We start from the raw sequence: 16,161 nt of genomic DNA on the forward strand, positions 1-16,161 counted from the left end.
GCACGATATAGGACGTCCAGGTGAATCTGCGGAAAGAGGATGCGCAGGCATCCTCTGTGCAACGCGGGTCGCGCTTGTTCAGATGGGATTAACGCAGGTAATCGCCTGCCGCTTCTGGCTGGTAGAGCAACGCCAGTACTTCCAGATGGGTCGAGGCACCGCCCGGCAATTCCCAGTGAATGGTATCCCCCGTACGCAGGCCCAGCAGGGCCGCGCCGACCGGTGCCAGCACGGAAAGCTGAGCGCTGCTGTCGGTCATTTGCGCCGGGTAGACCAGCGTGCGGGTTAACTCTTCGCCCGTTGTCAGGTTGCGGAATTTGACCTGGCTGTTCATGGTGACCACGTCATGCGGCATGGACTCTGGGGTACACATCTGCGCCCGGTCGAGCTCTTCATTCAGGGCATCGGCTACCGGGAGCGAGGCGAATTCTGGTTTTTCCAGAAGTCGGTCAATACGTTCTGCGTCAAGTTCATTGATAATGATGGTGGGTCTGGACATTTTTTACTCCATGTCGTTAATGCTGCGTGTAACGCAGAAACCAATCCAAAAGAAAACCCTCGCCGTCTGGCAGCGAGGGTTTAACTCTCCCGATGATACTGTCTGCGCACGCAACTTTGAAGTGATAGAGGTCACATTCATGGGCCATATGAATTTTCGCTGAAATTTATTCAGTCTGCATTTCTGGCGGATTGCGTTACGCTGAACGTTCTGAATCAGGATAGTGGGTAAACGCAGTTCGCGTCTGACCCTCATTAAGAGAGCGCTATGTACTTTTATCAACCGTCACAGGGGCATGGCCTGCCGCATGACCCGCTGAATGCCATTATTGGTCCGCGTCCGATTGGCTGGATCTCCTCCTGCGACCAGGCAGGACAGATCAACCTGGCACCGTATAGCTTCTTTAACTGCTTTAACTACCGCCCGCCGATTATTGGCTTTTCCAGCAACGGCTGGAAAGACAGCGTGCGTAATATTAACGAAACGGGTGAGTTTGTCTGGAACCTTGCCACGCGCGATCTGGCTGAGGCGATGAATCTCACCTCCGCTACGCTGCCTCACGATCAAGACGAGTTCTCTTTTTCCGGATTGACGCCTGCGGCAAGCCAGCTTGTAAAGGCGCCACGCGTGGCCGAGAGTCCGGTGAACTTTGAGTGCCGCCTGTCGCAGTGTATTCAGCTGACCGGCGCCGACGGCACACCGGTTGACACCTGGCTGGTGCTGGGCGAAGTGGTGGGGATTCATATTGCCGAATCGCTGCTGGAAGAGGGGATCTACCAGACGGCGAAAGCGCAGCCCATCCTGCGTGCGGGTGGGCCGACGGCCTATTATGGCATCAGTGATGAACACCGCTTCGATATGGTGCGCCCGATTGTGGATCAGTAACCCACTTTATCGATAACAAACTGTTTGCCACAGTTACCCGGATGTGGCTGTGGCGCAAAAGAGCCGGCAGACAGCGGGTTATTAATGGTGCTGGCCTTAAGCGAGATCTGCATTTCGGTCAGATAGGCCGGATTACCATTGCAGGTCAGTTTGAACGCTTTGACGTTGTCTTTGCTCCAGCTTTTCGCCACGGCGTTATCAAAATCTTTACGGCTTACCGTTTTACCGTAGTTATCCGCCAGGAATTTACCCACCGCGCTGTTTTTTATCTCCTGATTCATCCGCACCATGGTGCCGAAATAGGCGTCAGGATCAAAGCCGAAGCAGACGCCGTGTTTGGCGTACTCATAGCGTTCCAGGCAGGAGTTACCGCCAGCACCGGGCATGACGCTGTTCAGCTTTGCGGCACCCGACAGTGATAGCCCGGTTTCGGCGGCTGAGCATTTGCGGCTGGCTTTGGCTTCCGGCATGTTCGGGATTGGGCGGGTCGCGCAGCCAAAACGCATCCAGCGGCGTTCATCCACGCCGCGTGCGGCGATGGATTTAGGCAGGCTCGGCCATAATCCGTGTACGGTCAGATAATCGGTCTTGTTATTGCTCTCTTTTTGCAGACGGCATTCTTCGGGTTCGTTACGGTTACGTTCAGCCATGCTCTGGCAGAACCCGGTTTGCCAGGAAAGCGCCAGAACGTAGCGATCGAAATCGCCATACTGCGTGGCTTTGAGCGGATCCGCCTGCGCGGAGAAGACACAGAGTGCAAGCGCCATGGCGCCAGACGGGATAACGATATCCTTCCTGAACATGTGATTTCCTGATGGGTTAACGCGATAGATTTCTGGAAGTTATTAAAGCACAAAAAGCGCCCGCAGGCGCTTTTTGGATATCGGTCATTTTACTCAGGCTGCGCCAGGAACCAGCACTTCGGTTGCGATAATCACGATGATCAGGCCCACAAGCACCGGGACCGACGTGCGTTTTACCACTTCGAACGGCGAGATTTTTGCCATCCCGGCGACCGCGACTACGACACCCGATACCGGCGAAATGGTACGACCGAGGTTAGACGCCTGCAGCATGGGAATGGAGAGGTAAGCCGGGTTAATACCGGAAGAATGTGCCAGTTTTGGGATCATCTCAACGAAGGCATAGAACGGCGCGTTGCCTGAACCGGTGGTCATAGCTGCCAGCATGGTCAGCACCACCAGTACCAGCATCAGGATAATGCTGGCAGAGCCAAACGACGTGGCGATGGAGATGAGGCTCTGAATAAAGCCGATAGTGCTCAGCCCCTGCGCGAAGACGCCTGCCGCCACCAACAGCATCACAACGCCTGCAAATGCATCAGCCATACCGCGATACGCCACTTCCAGGCCAGAAAATACCTTCTGAGTGTTGAAACCGCGAATAAATTCCAGCATGGCGGCCAGCAGCATACAGATAACCAGAATGGTAATGATGTGCAGCTGTGGTCCCCATTTGCCGTCAAAAATCAGCACGCCGATGATAGGGGTGAACGGCAGAATGGAATAGAACGCCGGGGCGGTGGTGGTGATTTCATTCACGTCCATCATTTCGTGGCTGATGTGCTCTTTTTTATCGAGATAACGCTGCCAGAAGAAATGCGCGATGCCCATGCCCACGATAGCCACAATGGAAATCGGCAGCGTGGTTTTAAAGGCGAAATCGATGAGTGACATTTCCGCGGCTTTCGCCGCCAGTACGACGTCGCCAGAGGTAGGGGAGAGAATAATGGCCGCCGGAGAGGCGCAGATAGCCGCCGCTGCACCACGGCTAATGCCGACGTTAACCATCACCGGGAACAGGGTAGCCATTAACAACACCCCCAGGCCAGTGGCGGACGACACGGCCAGCGACATCAGACAGGCGAGGAAGTAGGCTGCCACCATCAGCAGATACGGGGAGTTGATGTACTGCAGCGGCCTGGAGGCCAGCTTCACGACCATATCGTTGGCACCAATATGGGTCATGTAGGCGGCAAAACCGCACAGCATCATGATCATCATGCCCAGATCGCCACCACGGCTCATGAGCAGAATTTTAATGTATTCAACAATGTCTGTGGCGGTATACCCGGTGCTGGCTGCGCTGGCGGGTAAGACCTGGTGACCCATCAGGGCGCTAACGATCAGCAAGGCCAGGCCGCCGACAAATAACACGCCCGTGGCGGAATACCCCTTAATGATGTAGCGTGCTACACCGACAATGACGACGACTCCGATAAGGAGCTCGAAAAACGTAAGCATGATTTCCCCTGTATCCTTGCTGCCCGAGAGCACAAATAATCAATAAAAAAGAAGGATGAGAATGTGCCGAATTAATGGCCAGTCCTTGCTGATTAAAATCAATAAATATACTACTAAAGCAGATGTTAGCGATATTTTTGCCATGGTGATGGCAATAATGACATATGGGTATTGACCGGTGACAACAGTGGAGTATGTCATTTAAATGCTAATGAGTTGTTAATTAATTGGTTTTATATTAACACGTTCCTGAATAAGAGGGGAAAAGACTTTTCCTGCCGGTGCGCGTTGGTGAGTGGGTCCGTACAGCGTTTCGCGGGAAAGGGGCTGAGCAGCACGAAAACACTGGCTGTAGTGGCTAATGATAATCTTTATACCTTGAAGACAGGGCGTTATGTTTGCCCTTAAAGCCATATTAACAGAAGGGTTATTTTTGCCGGTGGGCATTATTAAAAAAGGTTTAAACGCGCCCGGGAGATGATTATTCAACAGGCCGCCGTGCCGCTCTCAGAATATTCTCGCAAAGTGGCTGATTAATTAGGAGTAATGCCGATGCCGTTAAGGCTCCATTCAACTATTGTATGGTAAACTTTGCCTCGAATACTAAGAATGGTAATTGCATTGTGATCGTACGTAATAAATTTTTCTTCATTTTTCTGTTTATTTTTGCACAGTTAACGTTCTCTTCTGTGGCACAGGCTGAAGAGAACGCGACGGATAAGGGCTGGTTCTCCACCTTTACGGATAATGTTTCGCAGACCTGGAATGCGCCAGAGCACTATGATCTCTACGTGCCGGCCATCACCTGGCATGCACGCTTTGCCTATGACAAAGAAAAGACCGACAAATATAACGAGCGCCCGTGGGGGGCAGGTTTTGGTCAGTCGCGCTGGGACGAAAAGGGCAACTGGCACGGTATTTATCTGATGGCCTTTAAAGACTCCTTTAACAAATGGGAACCGATCGGTGGCTATGGCTGGGAGAAAACCTGGCGTCCGTTAGCTGACGACAACTTCCACGTTGGCCTGGGCTATACCGCCGGGGTGACTGCACGCGACAACTGGAACTATATCCCCATTCCGGTTCTGCTGCCGCTGGCCTCAATTGGTTATGGCCCTGCAACGTTCCAGATGACCTACATTCCCGGTACGTACAACAACGGTAACGTTTACTTCGCCTGGATGCGTTTTCAGTTTTAACTGAAAAAAGCTGACAAAGCGGTGAAAAAATGCGCAGTCGTTGATTCATATGGGATAAAAATCCGCCAGCGAAAATTAACGCGACTTTAGTCACTTTTTATCAAAGATCCGCTGGACAAAAGGTCCCACAATTGTTGTACTGGTAACCGACACAGCATTTGTGTCGTTTTTTAATGTAAAGGTAATTTTGATGTCTAAGATTAAAGGTAACGTTAAGTGGTTTAATGAGTCCAAAGGATTCGGTTTCATTACTCCTGAAGATGGCAGCAAAGACGTGTTCGTACACTTCTCTGCAATCCAGTCTAATGGTTTCAAAACTCTGGCTGAAGGTCAGCGTGTAGAGTTCGAAATCACTAACGGTGCCAAAGGCCCTTCTGCTGCTAACGTAATCGCTCTGTAATTCAGACGCGTCAGCAAGAATTTCAAAACCCGCTCACTGAGTGGGTTTTTTTCGTTTTGCATCAGCCAAGCAGATACATCTTCAGGAAGCTGGCAACGATCAGCACGCTCAACAACACCACGCCTGCGCTCATCAAACTCTCTTTCATTCTGTCACCCTCGTTCTGTATTGGCACCAGAGTGACAGAGAAAAATTAAGCCAACATTAACGCTTCGGCAGTTAGTGGGGGCTGGCGGAAGAAAATAGCCAGAATGCGATCCCGGTCATCGCAAAAGAGCCGAGCATATTTATCGCAACGTTCAGCAACGCCCAGCCGATACGGCCTTCCTGAAACAAAAACACCGTTTCCGCAGAAAAGGTGGAGAAGGTGGTTAAACCGCCGCAGAACCCGGTGGTAATCAATACTTTCCACATGGGATCGATGTGCGTCATACGGTTAAACCAGGCCAGACCCATGCCAATGATAAACGCACCAATCAGGTTTGCGGCCAGTGTTCCCATTGGAATCGCCTGATGCAGTGGATTAAACCGCATACTCAGGAACCACCGCGCAACGCTTCCCGTCCCCCCACCAATAAAAACAGCTAAAAGGAGTTGTAACACTGTAAATACCTGCTATTTGATGTGTAAGAGTGGCGAGTTTAACGCTGTTTATAATCAGGGGACAAATATGTATGTTGCGGTAGGGCAGTTTGCGGTCACGCCTCGCTGGCATGAGAATGCGGCGCAGTGTGTCTCGCTGATGAAACAGGCACAACAGAAGGGAGCGTCGTTGCTGGTGCTGCCAGAGGCCTTGCTGGCTCGCGATGATAACGACCCGGATTTGTCGGTGAAATCCGCGCAGCCGCTGGATGGCGCGTTTTTACAGCAATTACTGGCCGAGAGTGCGGGTAATGACATGACCACAATGTTGACGCTCCATGTGCCGTCTACGCCCGGCCGGGCAGTTAACACACTGGTAGCCATCCGTGGCGGCGTCATCATCGCCAGCTATGCCAAGCTTCATCTCTATGATGCGTTCAGTATCCAGGAGTCGCGCCTGGTTGACCCGGGGGAGTGCGTTCCGCCCCTGATCGCGGTTGATGGTTTAAATATTGGGCTGATGACCTGCTACGATTTGCGCTTTCCTGAGCTGGCGTTGAGCCTGGCATTACAGGGAGCGGATGTGCTTGTTCTGCCTGCCGCGTGGGTTAAAGGGCCGCTGAAAGAGCATCACTGGGCCACGTTGCTTACGGCGCGCGCGCTGGATACCACCTGTTATGTGGTCGCGGCAGGGGAGTGCGGCAATAAAAATATCGGGCAGAGCAGGGTGATTGACCCGCTGGGCGTCACGATTGCCGCCGCAGCGGAAGGTCCGGTTTTACTGATGGCGGAGATAATTTCAGAAAGGATAGCGCTTGCACGGCAGCAATTACCTGTTCTTCGCAACCGACGTTTTGCGCCACCGCAATTATTGTGATGTTTTTTTCAACAATGCTTGATTCACCTTGTTACAGGTTGCTATTGTGTGCACGCGCCAAATGACCGTTAATATGATCCGGTTTTGACGCTGAATGCAGCCTGTTTTAAGTAAAGAAGGTATCTATGGGTGAGATTAGTATTACCAAACTGCTGGTGGTTGCCGCACTGGTCGTCCTGCTGTTTGGTACCAAGAAGTTACGCACGCTGGGTGGTGACCTGGGTGCCGCCATCAAAGGCTTTAAGAAAGCGATGAACGACGATGACGCGGCAGCGAAGAAAAGCGCCGGGGATACCGTTCCGGCTGAAAAGCTCTCTCACAAAGAGTAACGGCAATGCCTTAAGGCTTGCGAAAAAAAACCGGCTCAACAGGCCGGTTTTTTTGTATTCCTGTAAGTGAATATTACAGGGTTATTTAACTTCTTCGCCTTTTGCCTGCATATCGGCATGGTAAGAGGAGCGCACAAACGGACCGCAGGCAGCATGGGTGAAGCCCATCGCCATCGCTTCCGCTTTCATCTCATCAAATTCATCCGGGCTAACGTAGCGCTGCACCGGCAGGTGATGACGGCTTGGCTGCAGATACTGGCCCAGCGTCAGCATGGTCACGCCGTGGCGACGCAGATCGCGCATCACTTCGATGATTTCGTCATTGGTCTCACCAAGACCAACCATCAGACCTGACTTGGTAGGGATATGTGGATGCGCTTCTTTAAAACGCTCCAGAAGCTTCAGGGACCAGTTGTAGTCAGCACCCGGACGCACCTGACGGTAGAGACGCGGTACGTTCTCCAGGTTGTGGTTAAAGACGTCTGGTGGCGTTGCGGTCAGGATATCCAGCGCGCGGTCCATACGACCACGGAAATCCGGCACCAGCGTCTCAATCTTAATGTTCGGGCTTTTCTCGCGAATGGCAGTAATGCAGTCAGCAAAGTGCTGAGCACCCCCATCACGCAGGTCATCACGGTCAACGGAGGTAATGACCACATAACGCAGCGCCATATCAGCAATGGTCTGCGCCAGTTTTTGAGGTTCGTTTGCATCCGGCGCTACCGGGCGGCCATGAGCAACATCGCAGAACGGGCAACGGCGGGTACAGATAGCACCCAGAATCATAAACGTCGCGGTGCCGTGGTTGAAACACTCAGCAAGGTTCGGGCAAGAGGCTTCTTCACATACAGAGTGAAGGCCATTCTTACGCATCGCCGCTTTGATCCCCTGGATACGCGAAGAGTCGGCCGGAAGTTTGATTTTCATCCATTCCGGTTTTCTTAACAGCGCCTCGCGCTCTGTAGCCACGTTTTTAACCGGGATAAGGGCCATTTTATCGGCATCGCGGTATTTAACACCGCGTTCCATCACAATGGGTTTACTCATAGCGTGCGTGTTCCAGTTGCGAATATCGAAGGAAAGCGTTTCAATTCAAGGGAATGTTGTATTTATCAACTATTTTTGAACGAACGACAGGCAGTATATCATTGAAACGGTCGTTAAAGCAGCCTGCCAGGTCGCCAATTTGTAAAATAGTTGTTGTTTTGTGCCTTTTGCCCTGCGTGCGGCAGGGGCTTGTGCTGTGTCAACCTGTCAGAAGGCCTGGCGGATGATGCGGATCACATTTTCAAGTACCGGATCGCGCAGACTGAGCTTATTGTAATGCAGTGAAATCTCGATAGATTCTGCATTCAACTGGCTGAGCGGAATACTCTCCAGCGGCCAGCATTTCCGCAGCAGATGATACAGGCGCGAAGGCATGATGCAGAGCATGTCACTGCTGCCAATCAGGGACGCGGTAGTGAACATATTGTAACTGCTGAAGCTTATCTGGCGCTCCGGAAAAATGTCATCGATACGCTGGCGCAGCGCATGATGAGACTGTCCTTCCGTCATAAATGACGAGTGATCGTAGTTACGCAGATTTTCTATGGTGAGCGGCTCGCTGAGCACCGGATGCTGCTGGCGACAGACCAGCACCAGGTTGTCGGCATAGAGGACATTTTGCCCCAACGCGCGGGCGCTGAAGCTGCCGCTGTCGATAATTAAATCGGTCTGGAACTGGGCAAGCTGCACGTCAGGTTCGCTGATCGGTACATTACGCAGCAGCAGCTGCGGCGCATGCTCTTTTACGGCCTGGTAAATTGCAGGCATAACCAACACCCCCACAGAGGGAGAGCAGCCGATGGTGATGGTTCGCTGTTTGTCGTAGCTTCCGGTTAAATCCAGCGCGCCCAGAATCGACTCCAGCCCCTGGCTGATGTACTCATGCAGATGCGTGGCGTAAGCCGTGGGGGTAACACCCTGTCCCTTACGAATAAATAACGGGTCCGGAAATATAGCGCGCAGCTTTTGAATTGACTGGCTTATTGCAGAGGGCGTGAGATTAAGAATTTTCGCAGCGTTAACGATACCCTTATGGACATATACCGCCTCAAAAATAGTCAATAAATTGAGATCAATATTACGTAAAGTCCGAAAAATTTGCGGCTTGTCTTCGCCACCGGGTTCATTCAGGCGTTTGGCTGGTAAATTATTATACTCCACGCTTTTACTCCGTACACATTCACAACATGAATGATAGTTGAATTTATTTATTATGCTTGTAGAGATTCGTAAAGTGTTGGTTTTGTTTCACTTGTTTATCAAAAACAACCAGTTGAGTGATTATCACGCAAGTTACTTAGGTCCTGCACGCAGCGCTGACGGGAGGCTAAATAATATGGATCGGTAATATTCGAGCGCTTCGAAAATATAGAATCTGCGGATTATTGTAAAGTGTAAAAGCGGCAATTAAATCGTGGCCCGTCAAATTATCGAGCCACGATGTATAATATATTAAGCAGTGATATATTCGTGCGGGGGATTGTTAAGTAGTGCTAACATATTAGCTAAAAGCACAGGACGGATATTTTCTGTTGTTGCCGTATCAACCCACTGGCACATTTGCGTCATTTCCATCCCGGCATAGCCGCAGGGGTTGATGCGCTGGAAGGGCTTCAAATCCATATTAATGTTCAAAGCCAGCCCGTGAAACGAGCAGCCTTTACGGATACGCAGCCCCAGCGAGCAGATCTTCATCTCGCCCACGTAGACTCCCGGCGCGTCGGCCCGCGGATGCGCATCAATACCATATTCCGCCAGCGTGTTGACGACCGTTTGCTCAAGCAGAGTGACCAGTTCACGTACGCCCAGCTTTCTGCGTTTGAGGTTCAGGAGAACGTACATCACCTGTTGCCCTGGGCCATGGTACGTAACCTGCCCGCCGCGGTCGCTCTGAATAACCGGGATATCGCCCGTCATCAATAAATGTTCCGCTTTTCCCGCTTGCCCCTGCGTAAACACCGGCAGGTGTTCTACCAGCCAGATTTCATCAGGGGTGGTGTCATCGCGTGAGTCGGTGAAGTCATGCATAGCCTGGGAGACAGGCTCATAAGGTTGCAGCCCGAGATGACGGACAAGAATTTTATCCTGATACAAAACGACGTCTCCGAAGACGAGGGACAAAAGATGAGGGGGAGTATATCACAGCGGGGAGAGGGGTTACCCGGCAAACCGGGTAACCGCAGAGGGACTACAGCACCATACGAACAATTTCGATATTGCCGAGCTCTTCGTACAGCGTCTCAACCTGCTCAATGTGTGTTGCGGTAATGGTAATAGATACCGAGTGGTAGTTGCCCTTGCTGCTTGGTTTTACTGACGGAGAGTAGTCACCCGGCGCATGGCGCTGTACCACTTCAACCACCTGATCAACCAGCTCAGGTTTCGCCAGACCCATTACTTTGTAAGTAAATGGGGTAGGGAATTCAAGCAGTTCGTTAAGTTTGGTTTTCATGTCAGCTCCGGCGTAACGTCAAAAAGAATAACTCCCACGTCAGGTGGGAGTTATCAGGATACTTAGTATATGGGGATCAAAATCACACTTTCAAGTGTTCGATTTTTAGCCAAACCAGTGATGGAACATCAATTTAATGTAATCAATGATTTTGCCGAAGAAATTGCCTTCAGGAATTTCCTGCAGGACAACCAGCGGGCGCTGATCGATAGTTTTGCCATCCAGCTGGAAGTTAATGGTGCCTACAACCTGGTTTTTCTGCAGCGGTGCATGCAGCTCGGTGGTGTTCAGCACGTAGCTGGCTTTCAGGTCTTTCATGCGTCCGCGTGGAATGGTCAGGTACAGATCTTTGTCCACGCCCAGGGAGGCGCGATCGTTATCACCGAACCAGACCGGCTCAGAGGCAAACTCTTTGCCTGCTTTCAGCGGGTTCACGGTTTCGAAGAAACGGAAGCCCCAGGTCAGCAGTTTTTTGCTTTCTGTCTCACGGCCTTTAAAGGTACGACCGCCCATCACGGCAGAGATCAGGCGCATCTGACCTTCGGTAGCAGAGGCGACCAGGTTGTAACCCGCTTTGTCGGTATGACCGGTTTTGATGCCGTCAACGTTCAGGCTGTTATCCCACAGCAGGCCGTTACGGTTGGTCTGGCGAATACCGTTGAAGGTAAACTCTTTCTCTTTATAGATGGCGTATTCGTTCGGTACATCGCGGATCAGCGCCTGGCCAATCAGCGCCATATCGCGCGCAGAGCTGTACTGACCCTCCGCATCCAGGCCGTGAACGGTCTGGAAGTGGCTGTTTTTCAGGCCCAGCGCAGAAACGTAGCTGTTCATCAGGCCCACAAACGCATCCTGGCTGCCCGCAGCGAAATCGGCCATGGCGACACAGGCGTCGTTACCGGACTGCAGGTTGATACCACGAATCAGCTGAGAGACAGGAACCTGCATACCCGGTTTCAGGAACATTAAAGAGGAGCCTTTAAAGACCGGGTTCCCGGTTGCCCACGCATCGTTACCGATGGTGACCAGGTCTGTTTCTTTAAATTTACCTGCCTTCATCGCCTGGCCGATAACGTAGCTGGTCATCATTTTCGTCAGGCTGGCCGGATCGCGGCGGGCATCGGCATTCTGTTCTGCCAGAACTTTGCCAGAGTTGTAATCGATCAGGATGTAGGATTCCGCATCGATTTGCGGAACGCCAGGGATCATGGTCTTGATGTTCAGGTCATCGGCGTGAGCTGCGGAGAGCGCAGCAGCGCAAAGGGCCGTGGTCAGCGCCATGCGCTGCACAAAACGAGCAGAAAAAGTGGTCTTCATGGTCAGAACTACGACATCCGTGATGGAATTAAAAAAAGTGCCTTACTATAGCAAATGCTATTCAGGCAGGCATCCGACTTTAAGCATGAGTTTGTGAATGACTTTTACACAAACTGACAATTCGGATGCCGCCGATACATTATTTCGCTACAGCGATAAATGACTGGAGTTGCGCTTCATTTTGCAGACGCTGCTGCAGGGTCGCTGCCTGCGATTTGCTGGCAAACGGTCCCATCTGAATACGCCACACCGCCCCGTTTTGCTCAACGCGACCTGGAACGCCAAACTGCTGGCTCAGGCGCTGTTGATATTGCTGCGCGCGGGCCTGATCGCTGACGGCGCCCACCTGAACGACAAAGCCGCCGCTGGAAGCGGCAGCAGGCGCTGCTACCGCTGCGCTCTGGGTCGTTGCCGAAGCGGTGACGGGGGCTGGCTGCTGCGCGACGGGGGCGGCAACAGGCGCTGGGGTAGGCTCACTGCCTTCGAGCACGCCGGAGGCCAGGGTCGTTGGAGCCCCCAGGAAACCGCTACTTTTTACCGGTGCGCCAGTGCTGTCATCGCTTTGCAACGTGTCGTTGCTGATAGGGCGCACTTCGCCTGCTGGCTGAGAAGGCTCGGCCGGCGATGAGACGCTCCCCATGCCACCGTCAAGATTCGGACGATCGGGAAGGGCGTAGGTCTGTTTCGCCACTGTCGTACACGCGGTACCCGGCCCGGAGAGCGAGCCATCCGGTGCCACGATAATGGGGTCGATACGAACCTTGGTATTGTTCGAGGTGTTCAGGCGGTCGGCGGAGGCGCGCGACAGCGAAATCACACGGTCGTTACCGTACGGACCGCGATCGTTAATGCGGACCACGATCATACGGCCATTCGCCAGGTTGGTGATACGCGCGTAGCTTGGGATAGGCAGCGTCGGGTGTGCCGCAGTAAGTTGCGTCGGGTCGAACGCTTCTCCTGATGCCGTCAGGTTGCTCCCGGGTTCCGCATCATAAATGGCGGCGAAACCCGCCTGGCTGAAACGGGAAGGGTCCTGAACGATTTTGTAGCTTTTGCCGTCGCGCTCATAATCCTGATTCGCGCTGGCGTTGAGCGGTTCATAAACGGGATCGGCGCCGCTGATTTCAACGATTGGGCCATTACACACCGCAGGCTGCGGCGGCGCGACGGTTGCCTGTTGCTGACCATCATCACTTGTGCACGCCGCAAGTAAACTTGCCGCAATGCAGATCCCCAGCCACTGCTTACGCATTCCGATCCCCTTATTTTTATACGCTTTTTGACAACATTTTTCTGTGGGTATGGATCGACATCACGATACCAAACCCGGCCATCAACACGATCAGTGCCGAGCCTCCGTAACTCACCAGCGGAAGCGGAACGCCTACAACCGGCAGAATACCACTCACCATACCAATATTTACGAAGACATAAACGAATAAAATCAACATTAACCCGCCCGCCATGACGCGGCCAAAGGTGGTTTGCGCGCGCGCGGCAATCCACAACCCGCGCATGATTAACAGTACATACAGCGCGAGTAAGATCAAGATGCCGACCAGCCCAAGCTCTTCCGCCAGGACCGCAAAGATAAAGTCGGTATGGCGCTCTGGTAAGAACTCCAGCTGCGACTGGGTGCCGTGCAGCCATCCTTTACCGCGCAGGCCACCGGAGCCAATCGCGATCTTGGACTGAATAATATGATAGCCCGCACCCAGCGGATCGGTTTCCGGATCGAGCAGCATCATCACGCGCTGGCGCTGGTAATCATGCATCAGGAAGAACCAGAGAATAGGGATGAACGCGGCAACCAGCACCACCGCAATACCAATCAGACGCCAGCTCAGGCCCGACAAGAAGAGAACAAACAGGCCGGAGAGGGCGATGAGGATCGAGGTACCAAGGTCAGGCTGCGCCGCCACCAGCAACGTTGGCAGGAAAATCAATACCAGCGCGATGGCCGTGTTTTTCAGTGATGGCGGACAGACGTCGCGGTTAATAAAGCGTGCCACCATCAGTGGAACGGCGATTTTGGCAATTTCCGAGGGCTGGAAGCGAACTACGCCCAGATCCAGCCAGCGCTGTGCGCCTTTAGAGATGGCCCCAAAGGCATCTACCGCAACCAGCAAAATAATACAGAAGATGTAGAGATAGGGGGCCCAGCCTTCGTAGACGCGTGGTGGGATCTGCGCCATGACGACCATAATGACCAGCCCCATCGCGATCTGGCCAATCTTGCGCTCCATCATGCCGATGTCCTGGCCGCTGGCGCTCCAGATAACCAGAGCGCTGTAGACCAGCAGAGCCAGCAGGATCAGCAGCATGGCTGGGTCGATGTGGATTTTATCCCACAGCGATTTTTTATTTGGATTATCCGTCATGATTATTGGTCCTCCGCCGCAGCGGCCGCCGGGTTTTCAGCCGGCAGTTCGGTGTTGTTATCACCCAGCATGATGTGGTCGAGGATTTGGCGCATGATGGTACCCACGGCTGGCCCTGCGCCACCGTTTTCCAGAATCATTGCCACCGCCACCTGCGGGTTATCATAGGGTGCAAATGCCGTCATGAGCTTATGGTCACGCAGTCGTTCGGCAATGCGGTGCGCGTTATAGGTTTCGTTGGCCTTCAGGCCGAAGACCTGCGCCGTACCGGATTTGGCGGCCACTTTATACGGCGCTCCGGCGAAATACTTATGCGCGGTACCGTTCGGGCGGTTTGCCACCCCGTACATCCCGTCTTTGGCGATCTCCCAGAAGCCGGAGTGAATATCCCCCACCGGCGGTTCATGCGGCTGGATCCACGGCACTTTTTTGCCCTCTTCAACGGTACTTTGCAGCAGGTGCGGGACTTTCACCACACCATCGTTGATGAGGATCATCATCGCTTTGTTCATCTGCAGCGGGGTTGCGGTCCAGTAGCCCTGGCCGATACCCACCGGAATGGTATCACCCTGGTACCACGGTTTCTTAAAGCGCTTTAGCTTCCACTCGCGGGTTGGCATGTTGCCGGAGCGTTCTTCGGCGAGATCGACCCCGGTGTAATGGCCGTAGCCAAATTTGCTCATCCACTCTGACAGGCGGTCAATACCCATGTCGTACGCCACCTGATAGAAGAAGGTATCCGCAGACTCTTCCAGCGATTTCGTCACGTTCAGATGACCGTGGCCCCATTTTTTCCAGTCGCGATAGCGTTTCTCTGAACCCGGTAACTGCCACCAGCCCGGGTCAAACAGGCTGGTGTTGCGATTGATGACACCCGCGCTCAGCGCCGAGACGGCGACGTAAGGTTTCACCGTGGACGCCGGCGGATAGACCCCCTGCGTGGCGCGGTTGACCAGCGGCGTGTTCGGGTCATTAAGCAGGCCGGAGTAGTCCTTACTGGAAATTCCATCGACAAAGAGGTTAGGGTCGTAGCTTGGCATGGAGACCATCGCCAGTATGCCGCCGGTACGCGGATCGGTCACGACAACTGCCGCACGGCTGCCCGCCAGTAAGGTTTCAATATACTGCTGGAGTTTCAGGTCGAGCGTCAGGTAGACGTCATGTCCTGCCTGCGGCGGCACCTCTTTCAGCTGACGAATAACGCGGCCACGGTTGTTAACTTCCACCTCTTCATAGCCGGTCTGCCCGTGCAGGACATCTTCGTAATAGCGTTCAATTCCCAGCTTACCGATATCGTGCGTCGCGGCGTAGTTTGCCAGCTTGCCGTCTTTATCGAGACGCTCAACGTCTTTGTCGTTGATCTTGGAGACGTAGCCGATTACGTGCGTCAGTGCGGAACCGTAAGGGTAATAGCGACGCTTGTAGCCTTTCACTTCCACACCGGGGAAACGGTACTGGTTGACGGCAAAGCGGGCGACCTGGACTTCCGTCAGGTTGGTTTTAACCGGAATGGAGGTAAAACGGTGAGAACGGGCGCGCTCTTTCTTGAACGCAGCGATATCGTCATCGTTAAGATCGACAACGCTTCGCAATGCTTCCAGCGTATCCTGCACGTTGTCGACTTTTTCCGGCATCATCTCAATCTGGTAGATGGTGCGGTTTAAGGCCAGCGGGGTGCCGTTACGGTCGTAAATAATGCCGCGGCTGGGGGCGATAGGCACCAGCTTGATGCGGTTTTCGTTTGAGCGTGTCTGGTAATCGGTATAGCGGACAATTTGCAGATTATAAAGGTTGGCGATCAGCACGCCGGTAAGCAGCAAAATCCCCGTAAAGGCGACCAGCGCCCGGCGCACAAACAGCGCGGACTCAGCCGTATAGTCGCGAAAAGAATTCTGTAGTTTCATCCGCTGCTTAATCTACCCTGGTCAG

General features: G+C 53.2%; 17 protein-coding genes. 5 read left to right on the forward strand and 12 right to left on the reverse strand.

The genetic code is table 11. From position 1 onward, the window contains the following. Positions 1-88 precede the first annotated feature (88 nt). The gene (gene rnk / locus ACMWKA_RS00395) at positions 89-499 is read right to left on the reverse strand and encodes a nucleoside diphosphate kinase regulator (protein WP_013097604.1); all 411 of its coding nucleotides are present in this window, start codon (positions 497-499) and stop codon (positions 89-91) included. A gap of 267 nt (positions 500-766) precedes the next feature. Here rnk and ACMWKA_RS00400 point away from each other — a divergent pair, with 267 nt between their 5' ends. Beyond that, positions 767-1,384, forward strand: a complete 618-nt coding sequence (locus ACMWKA_RS00400; protein ID WP_013097603.1) for a flavin reductase family protein — start codon at positions 767-769, stop codon at positions 1,382-1,384. Here ACMWKA_RS00400 and rna read toward each other — a convergent pair. Together rna and dcuC are read right to left on the reverse strand one after the other, a co-directional pair. Continuing rightward, positions 1,378-2,187 (reverse strand): ribonuclease I, encoded by an 810-nt coding sequence (gene rna / locus ACMWKA_RS00405; RefSeq protein ID WP_414759899.1) that lies wholly within the window; start codon positions 2,185-2,187, stop codon positions 1,378-1,380. The two genes, ACMWKA_RS00400 and rna, sit on opposite strands and share 7 nt — an antisense overlap. A 93-nt stretch (positions 2,188-2,280) precedes the next feature. Continuing rightward, positions 2,281-3,648: an anaerobic C4-dicarboxylate transporter DcuC gene (gene dcuC / locus ACMWKA_RS00410; RefSeq protein WP_020685657.1), complete on the reverse strand. Its 1,368-nt coding sequence runs from the start codon at positions 3,646-3,648 to the stop codon at positions 2,281-2,283. Between the two features lie 581 nt (positions 3,649-4,229). On the opposite strand from dcuC, the gene pagP reads away from it, so the two are divergent. Both pagP and cspE read left to right on the forward strand, forming a co-directional pair. Further along, on the forward strand, positions 4,230-4,847 hold the full coding sequence (pagP, locus tag ACMWKA_RS00415) for a lipid IV(A) palmitoyltransferase PagP (protein WP_201747533.1): 618 nt from the start codon (positions 4,230-4,232) through the stop codon (positions 4,845-4,847). Positions 4,848-5,037: 190 nt separating this feature from the next. After that, positions 5,038-5,247, forward strand: a complete 210-nt coding sequence (gene cspE, locus ACMWKA_RS00420; protein WP_002439184.1) for a transcription antiterminator/RNA stability regulator CspE — start codon at positions 5,038-5,040, stop codon at positions 5,245-5,247. Between the two features lie 219 nt (positions 5,248-5,466). Here cspE and crcB read toward each other — a convergent pair whose 3' ends face one another. Further along, positions 5,467-5,850, reverse strand: a complete 384-nt coding sequence (gene crcB / locus ACMWKA_RS00425) for a fluoride efflux transporter CrcB (protein ID WP_029882131.1) — start codon at positions 5,848-5,850, stop codon at positions 5,467-5,469. 67 nt (positions 5,851-5,917) lie between these two features. Between crcB and ACMWKA_RS00430 the strand changes: the two genes are divergently transcribed. After that, positions 5,918-6,706: a deaminated glutathione amidase gene (locus tag ACMWKA_RS00430; protein WP_058650495.1), complete on the forward strand. Its 789-nt coding sequence runs from the start codon at positions 5,918-5,920 to the stop codon at positions 6,704-6,706. 125 nt (positions 6,707-6,831) lie between these two features. Beyond that, positions 6,832-7,035, forward strand: a complete 204-nt coding sequence (gene tatE, locus ACMWKA_RS00435; RefSeq protein WP_058661780.1) for a twin-arginine translocase subunit TatE — start codon at positions 6,832-6,834, stop codon at positions 7,033-7,035. A gap of 81 nt (positions 7,036-7,116) precedes the next feature. Here the strand turns inward: tatE and lipA are convergent, their stop codons facing one another. The 8 genes from lipA to mrdA all read right to left on the reverse strand — a co-directional run bounded on the left by lipA (position 7,117) and on the right by mrdA (position 16,136). Next, positions 7,117-8,082 carry a lipoyl synthase gene (gene lipA / locus ACMWKA_RS00440; protein WP_013097595.1) on the reverse strand — a complete coding sequence of 322 codons (966 nt, stop codon included), beginning with the start codon at positions 8,080-8,082 and terminating at the stop codon, positions 7,117-7,119. A 207-nt stretch (positions 8,083-8,289) separates the two neighbouring features. Continuing rightward, a complete protein-coding gene (locus tag ACMWKA_RS00445) occupies positions 8,290-9,243 on the reverse strand; it encodes a YbeF family transcriptional regulator (RefSeq protein ID WP_013097594.1) in 954 nt (317 codons plus the stop codon). 291 nt (positions 9,244-9,534) lie between these two features. After that, a complete protein-coding gene (gene lipB, locus ACMWKA_RS00450) occupies positions 9,535-10,176 on the reverse strand; it encodes a lipoyl(octanoyl) transferase LipB (protein ID WP_013097593.1) in 642 nt (213 codons plus the stop codon). 94 nt (positions 10,177-10,270) lie between these two features. After that, on the reverse strand, positions 10,271-10,534 hold the full coding sequence (ybeD, locus tag ACMWKA_RS00455) for a DUF493 family protein YbeD (RefSeq protein WP_003858718.1): 264 nt from the start codon (positions 10,532-10,534) through the stop codon (positions 10,271-10,273). Between the two features lie 105 nt (positions 10,535-10,639). Further along, the gene (gene dacA, locus ACMWKA_RS00460; protein WP_013097592.1) at positions 10,640-11,851 is read right to left on the reverse strand and encodes a D-alanyl-D-alanine carboxypeptidase DacA; all 1,212 of its coding nucleotides are present in this window, start codon (positions 11,849-11,851) and stop codon (positions 10,640-10,642) included. A gap of 139 nt (positions 11,852-11,990) precedes the next feature. Further along, a complete protein-coding gene (gene rlpA / locus ACMWKA_RS00465) occupies positions 11,991-13,103 on the reverse strand; it encodes an endolytic peptidoglycan transglycosylase RlpA (RefSeq protein ID WP_414759900.1) in 1,113 nt (370 codons plus the stop codon). A gap of 16 nt (positions 13,104-13,119) precedes the next feature. Then, on the reverse strand, positions 13,120-14,232 hold the full coding sequence (gene mrdB / locus ACMWKA_RS00470; RefSeq protein ID WP_013097590.1) for a peptidoglycan glycosyltransferase MrdB: 1,113 nt from the start codon (positions 14,230-14,232) through the stop codon (positions 13,120-13,122). 2 nt (positions 14,233-14,234) lie between these two features. Further along, complete coding sequence (gene mrdA, locus ACMWKA_RS00475) at positions 14,235-16,136, reverse strand: peptidoglycan DD-transpeptidase MrdA (protein ID WP_013097589.1); 1,902 nt, start codon at positions 16,134-16,136, stop codon at positions 14,235-14,237. Positions 16,137-16,161: the final 25 nt, after the last annotated feature.

It is taken from the genome of Enterobacter sp. 03-F-07-AD-ECC (genome assembly GCF_047530935.1).
Classification (GTDB): Bacteria; Pseudomonadota; Gammaproteobacteria; order Enterobacterales; family Enterobacteriaceae; genus Enterobacter; species Enterobacter cloacae.

Excerpts from the sequence above, each read along its gene's own strand:
- rnk (WP_013097604.1), bottom strand. The coding sequence starts at position 499 with ATGTCCAGACCCACCATCATTATCAATGAACTTGACGCAGAACGTATT.
- ACMWKA_RS00400 (WP_013097603.1), top strand. The coding sequence starts at position 767 with ATGTACTTTTATCAACCGTCACAGGGGCATGGCCTGCCGCATGACCCG.
- rna (WP_414759899.1), bottom strand. The coding sequence starts at position 2,187 with ATGTTCAGGAAGGATATCGTTATCCCGTCTGGCGCCATGGCGCTTGCA.
- dcuC (WP_020685657.1), bottom strand. The coding sequence starts at position 3,648 with ATGCTTACGTTTTTCGAGCTCCTTATCGGAGTCGTCGTCATTGTCGGT.
- pagP (WP_201747533.1), top strand. The coding sequence starts at position 4,230 with ATGGTAAACTTTGCCTCGAATACTAAGAATGGTAATTGCATTGTGATC.
- cspE (WP_002439184.1), top strand. The coding sequence starts at position 5,038 with ATGTCTAAGATTAAAGGTAACGTTAAGTGGTTTAATGAGTCCAAAGGA.
- ACMWKA_RS00430 (WP_058650495.1), top strand. The coding sequence starts at position 5,918 with ATGTATGTTGCGGTAGGGCAGTTTGCGGTCACGCCTCGCTGGCATGAG.
- tatE (WP_058661780.1), top strand. The coding sequence starts at position 6,832 with ATGGGTGAGATTAGTATTACCAAACTGCTGGTGGTTGCCGCACTGGTC.
- lipA (WP_013097595.1), bottom strand. The coding sequence starts at position 8,082 with ATGAGTAAACCCATTGTGATGGAACGCGGTGTTAAATACCGCGATGCC.
- ybeD (WP_003858718.1), bottom strand. The coding sequence starts at position 10,534 with ATGAAAACCAAACTTAACGAACTGCTTGAATTCCCTACCCCATTTACT.
- dacA (WP_013097592.1), bottom strand. The coding sequence starts at position 11,851 with ATGAAGACCACTTTTTCTGCTCGTTTTGTGCAGCGCATGGCGCTGACC.
- rlpA (WP_414759900.1), bottom strand. The coding sequence starts at position 13,103 with ATGCGTAAGCAGTGGCTGGGGATCTGCATTGCGGCAAGTTTACTTGCG.
- mrdB (WP_013097590.1), bottom strand. The coding sequence starts at position 14,232 with ATGACGGATAATCCAAATAAAAAATCGCTGTGGGATAAAATCCACATC.
- mrdA (WP_013097589.1), bottom strand. The coding sequence starts at position 16,136 with ATGAAACTACAGAATTCTTTTCGCGACTATACGGCTGAGTCCGCGCTG.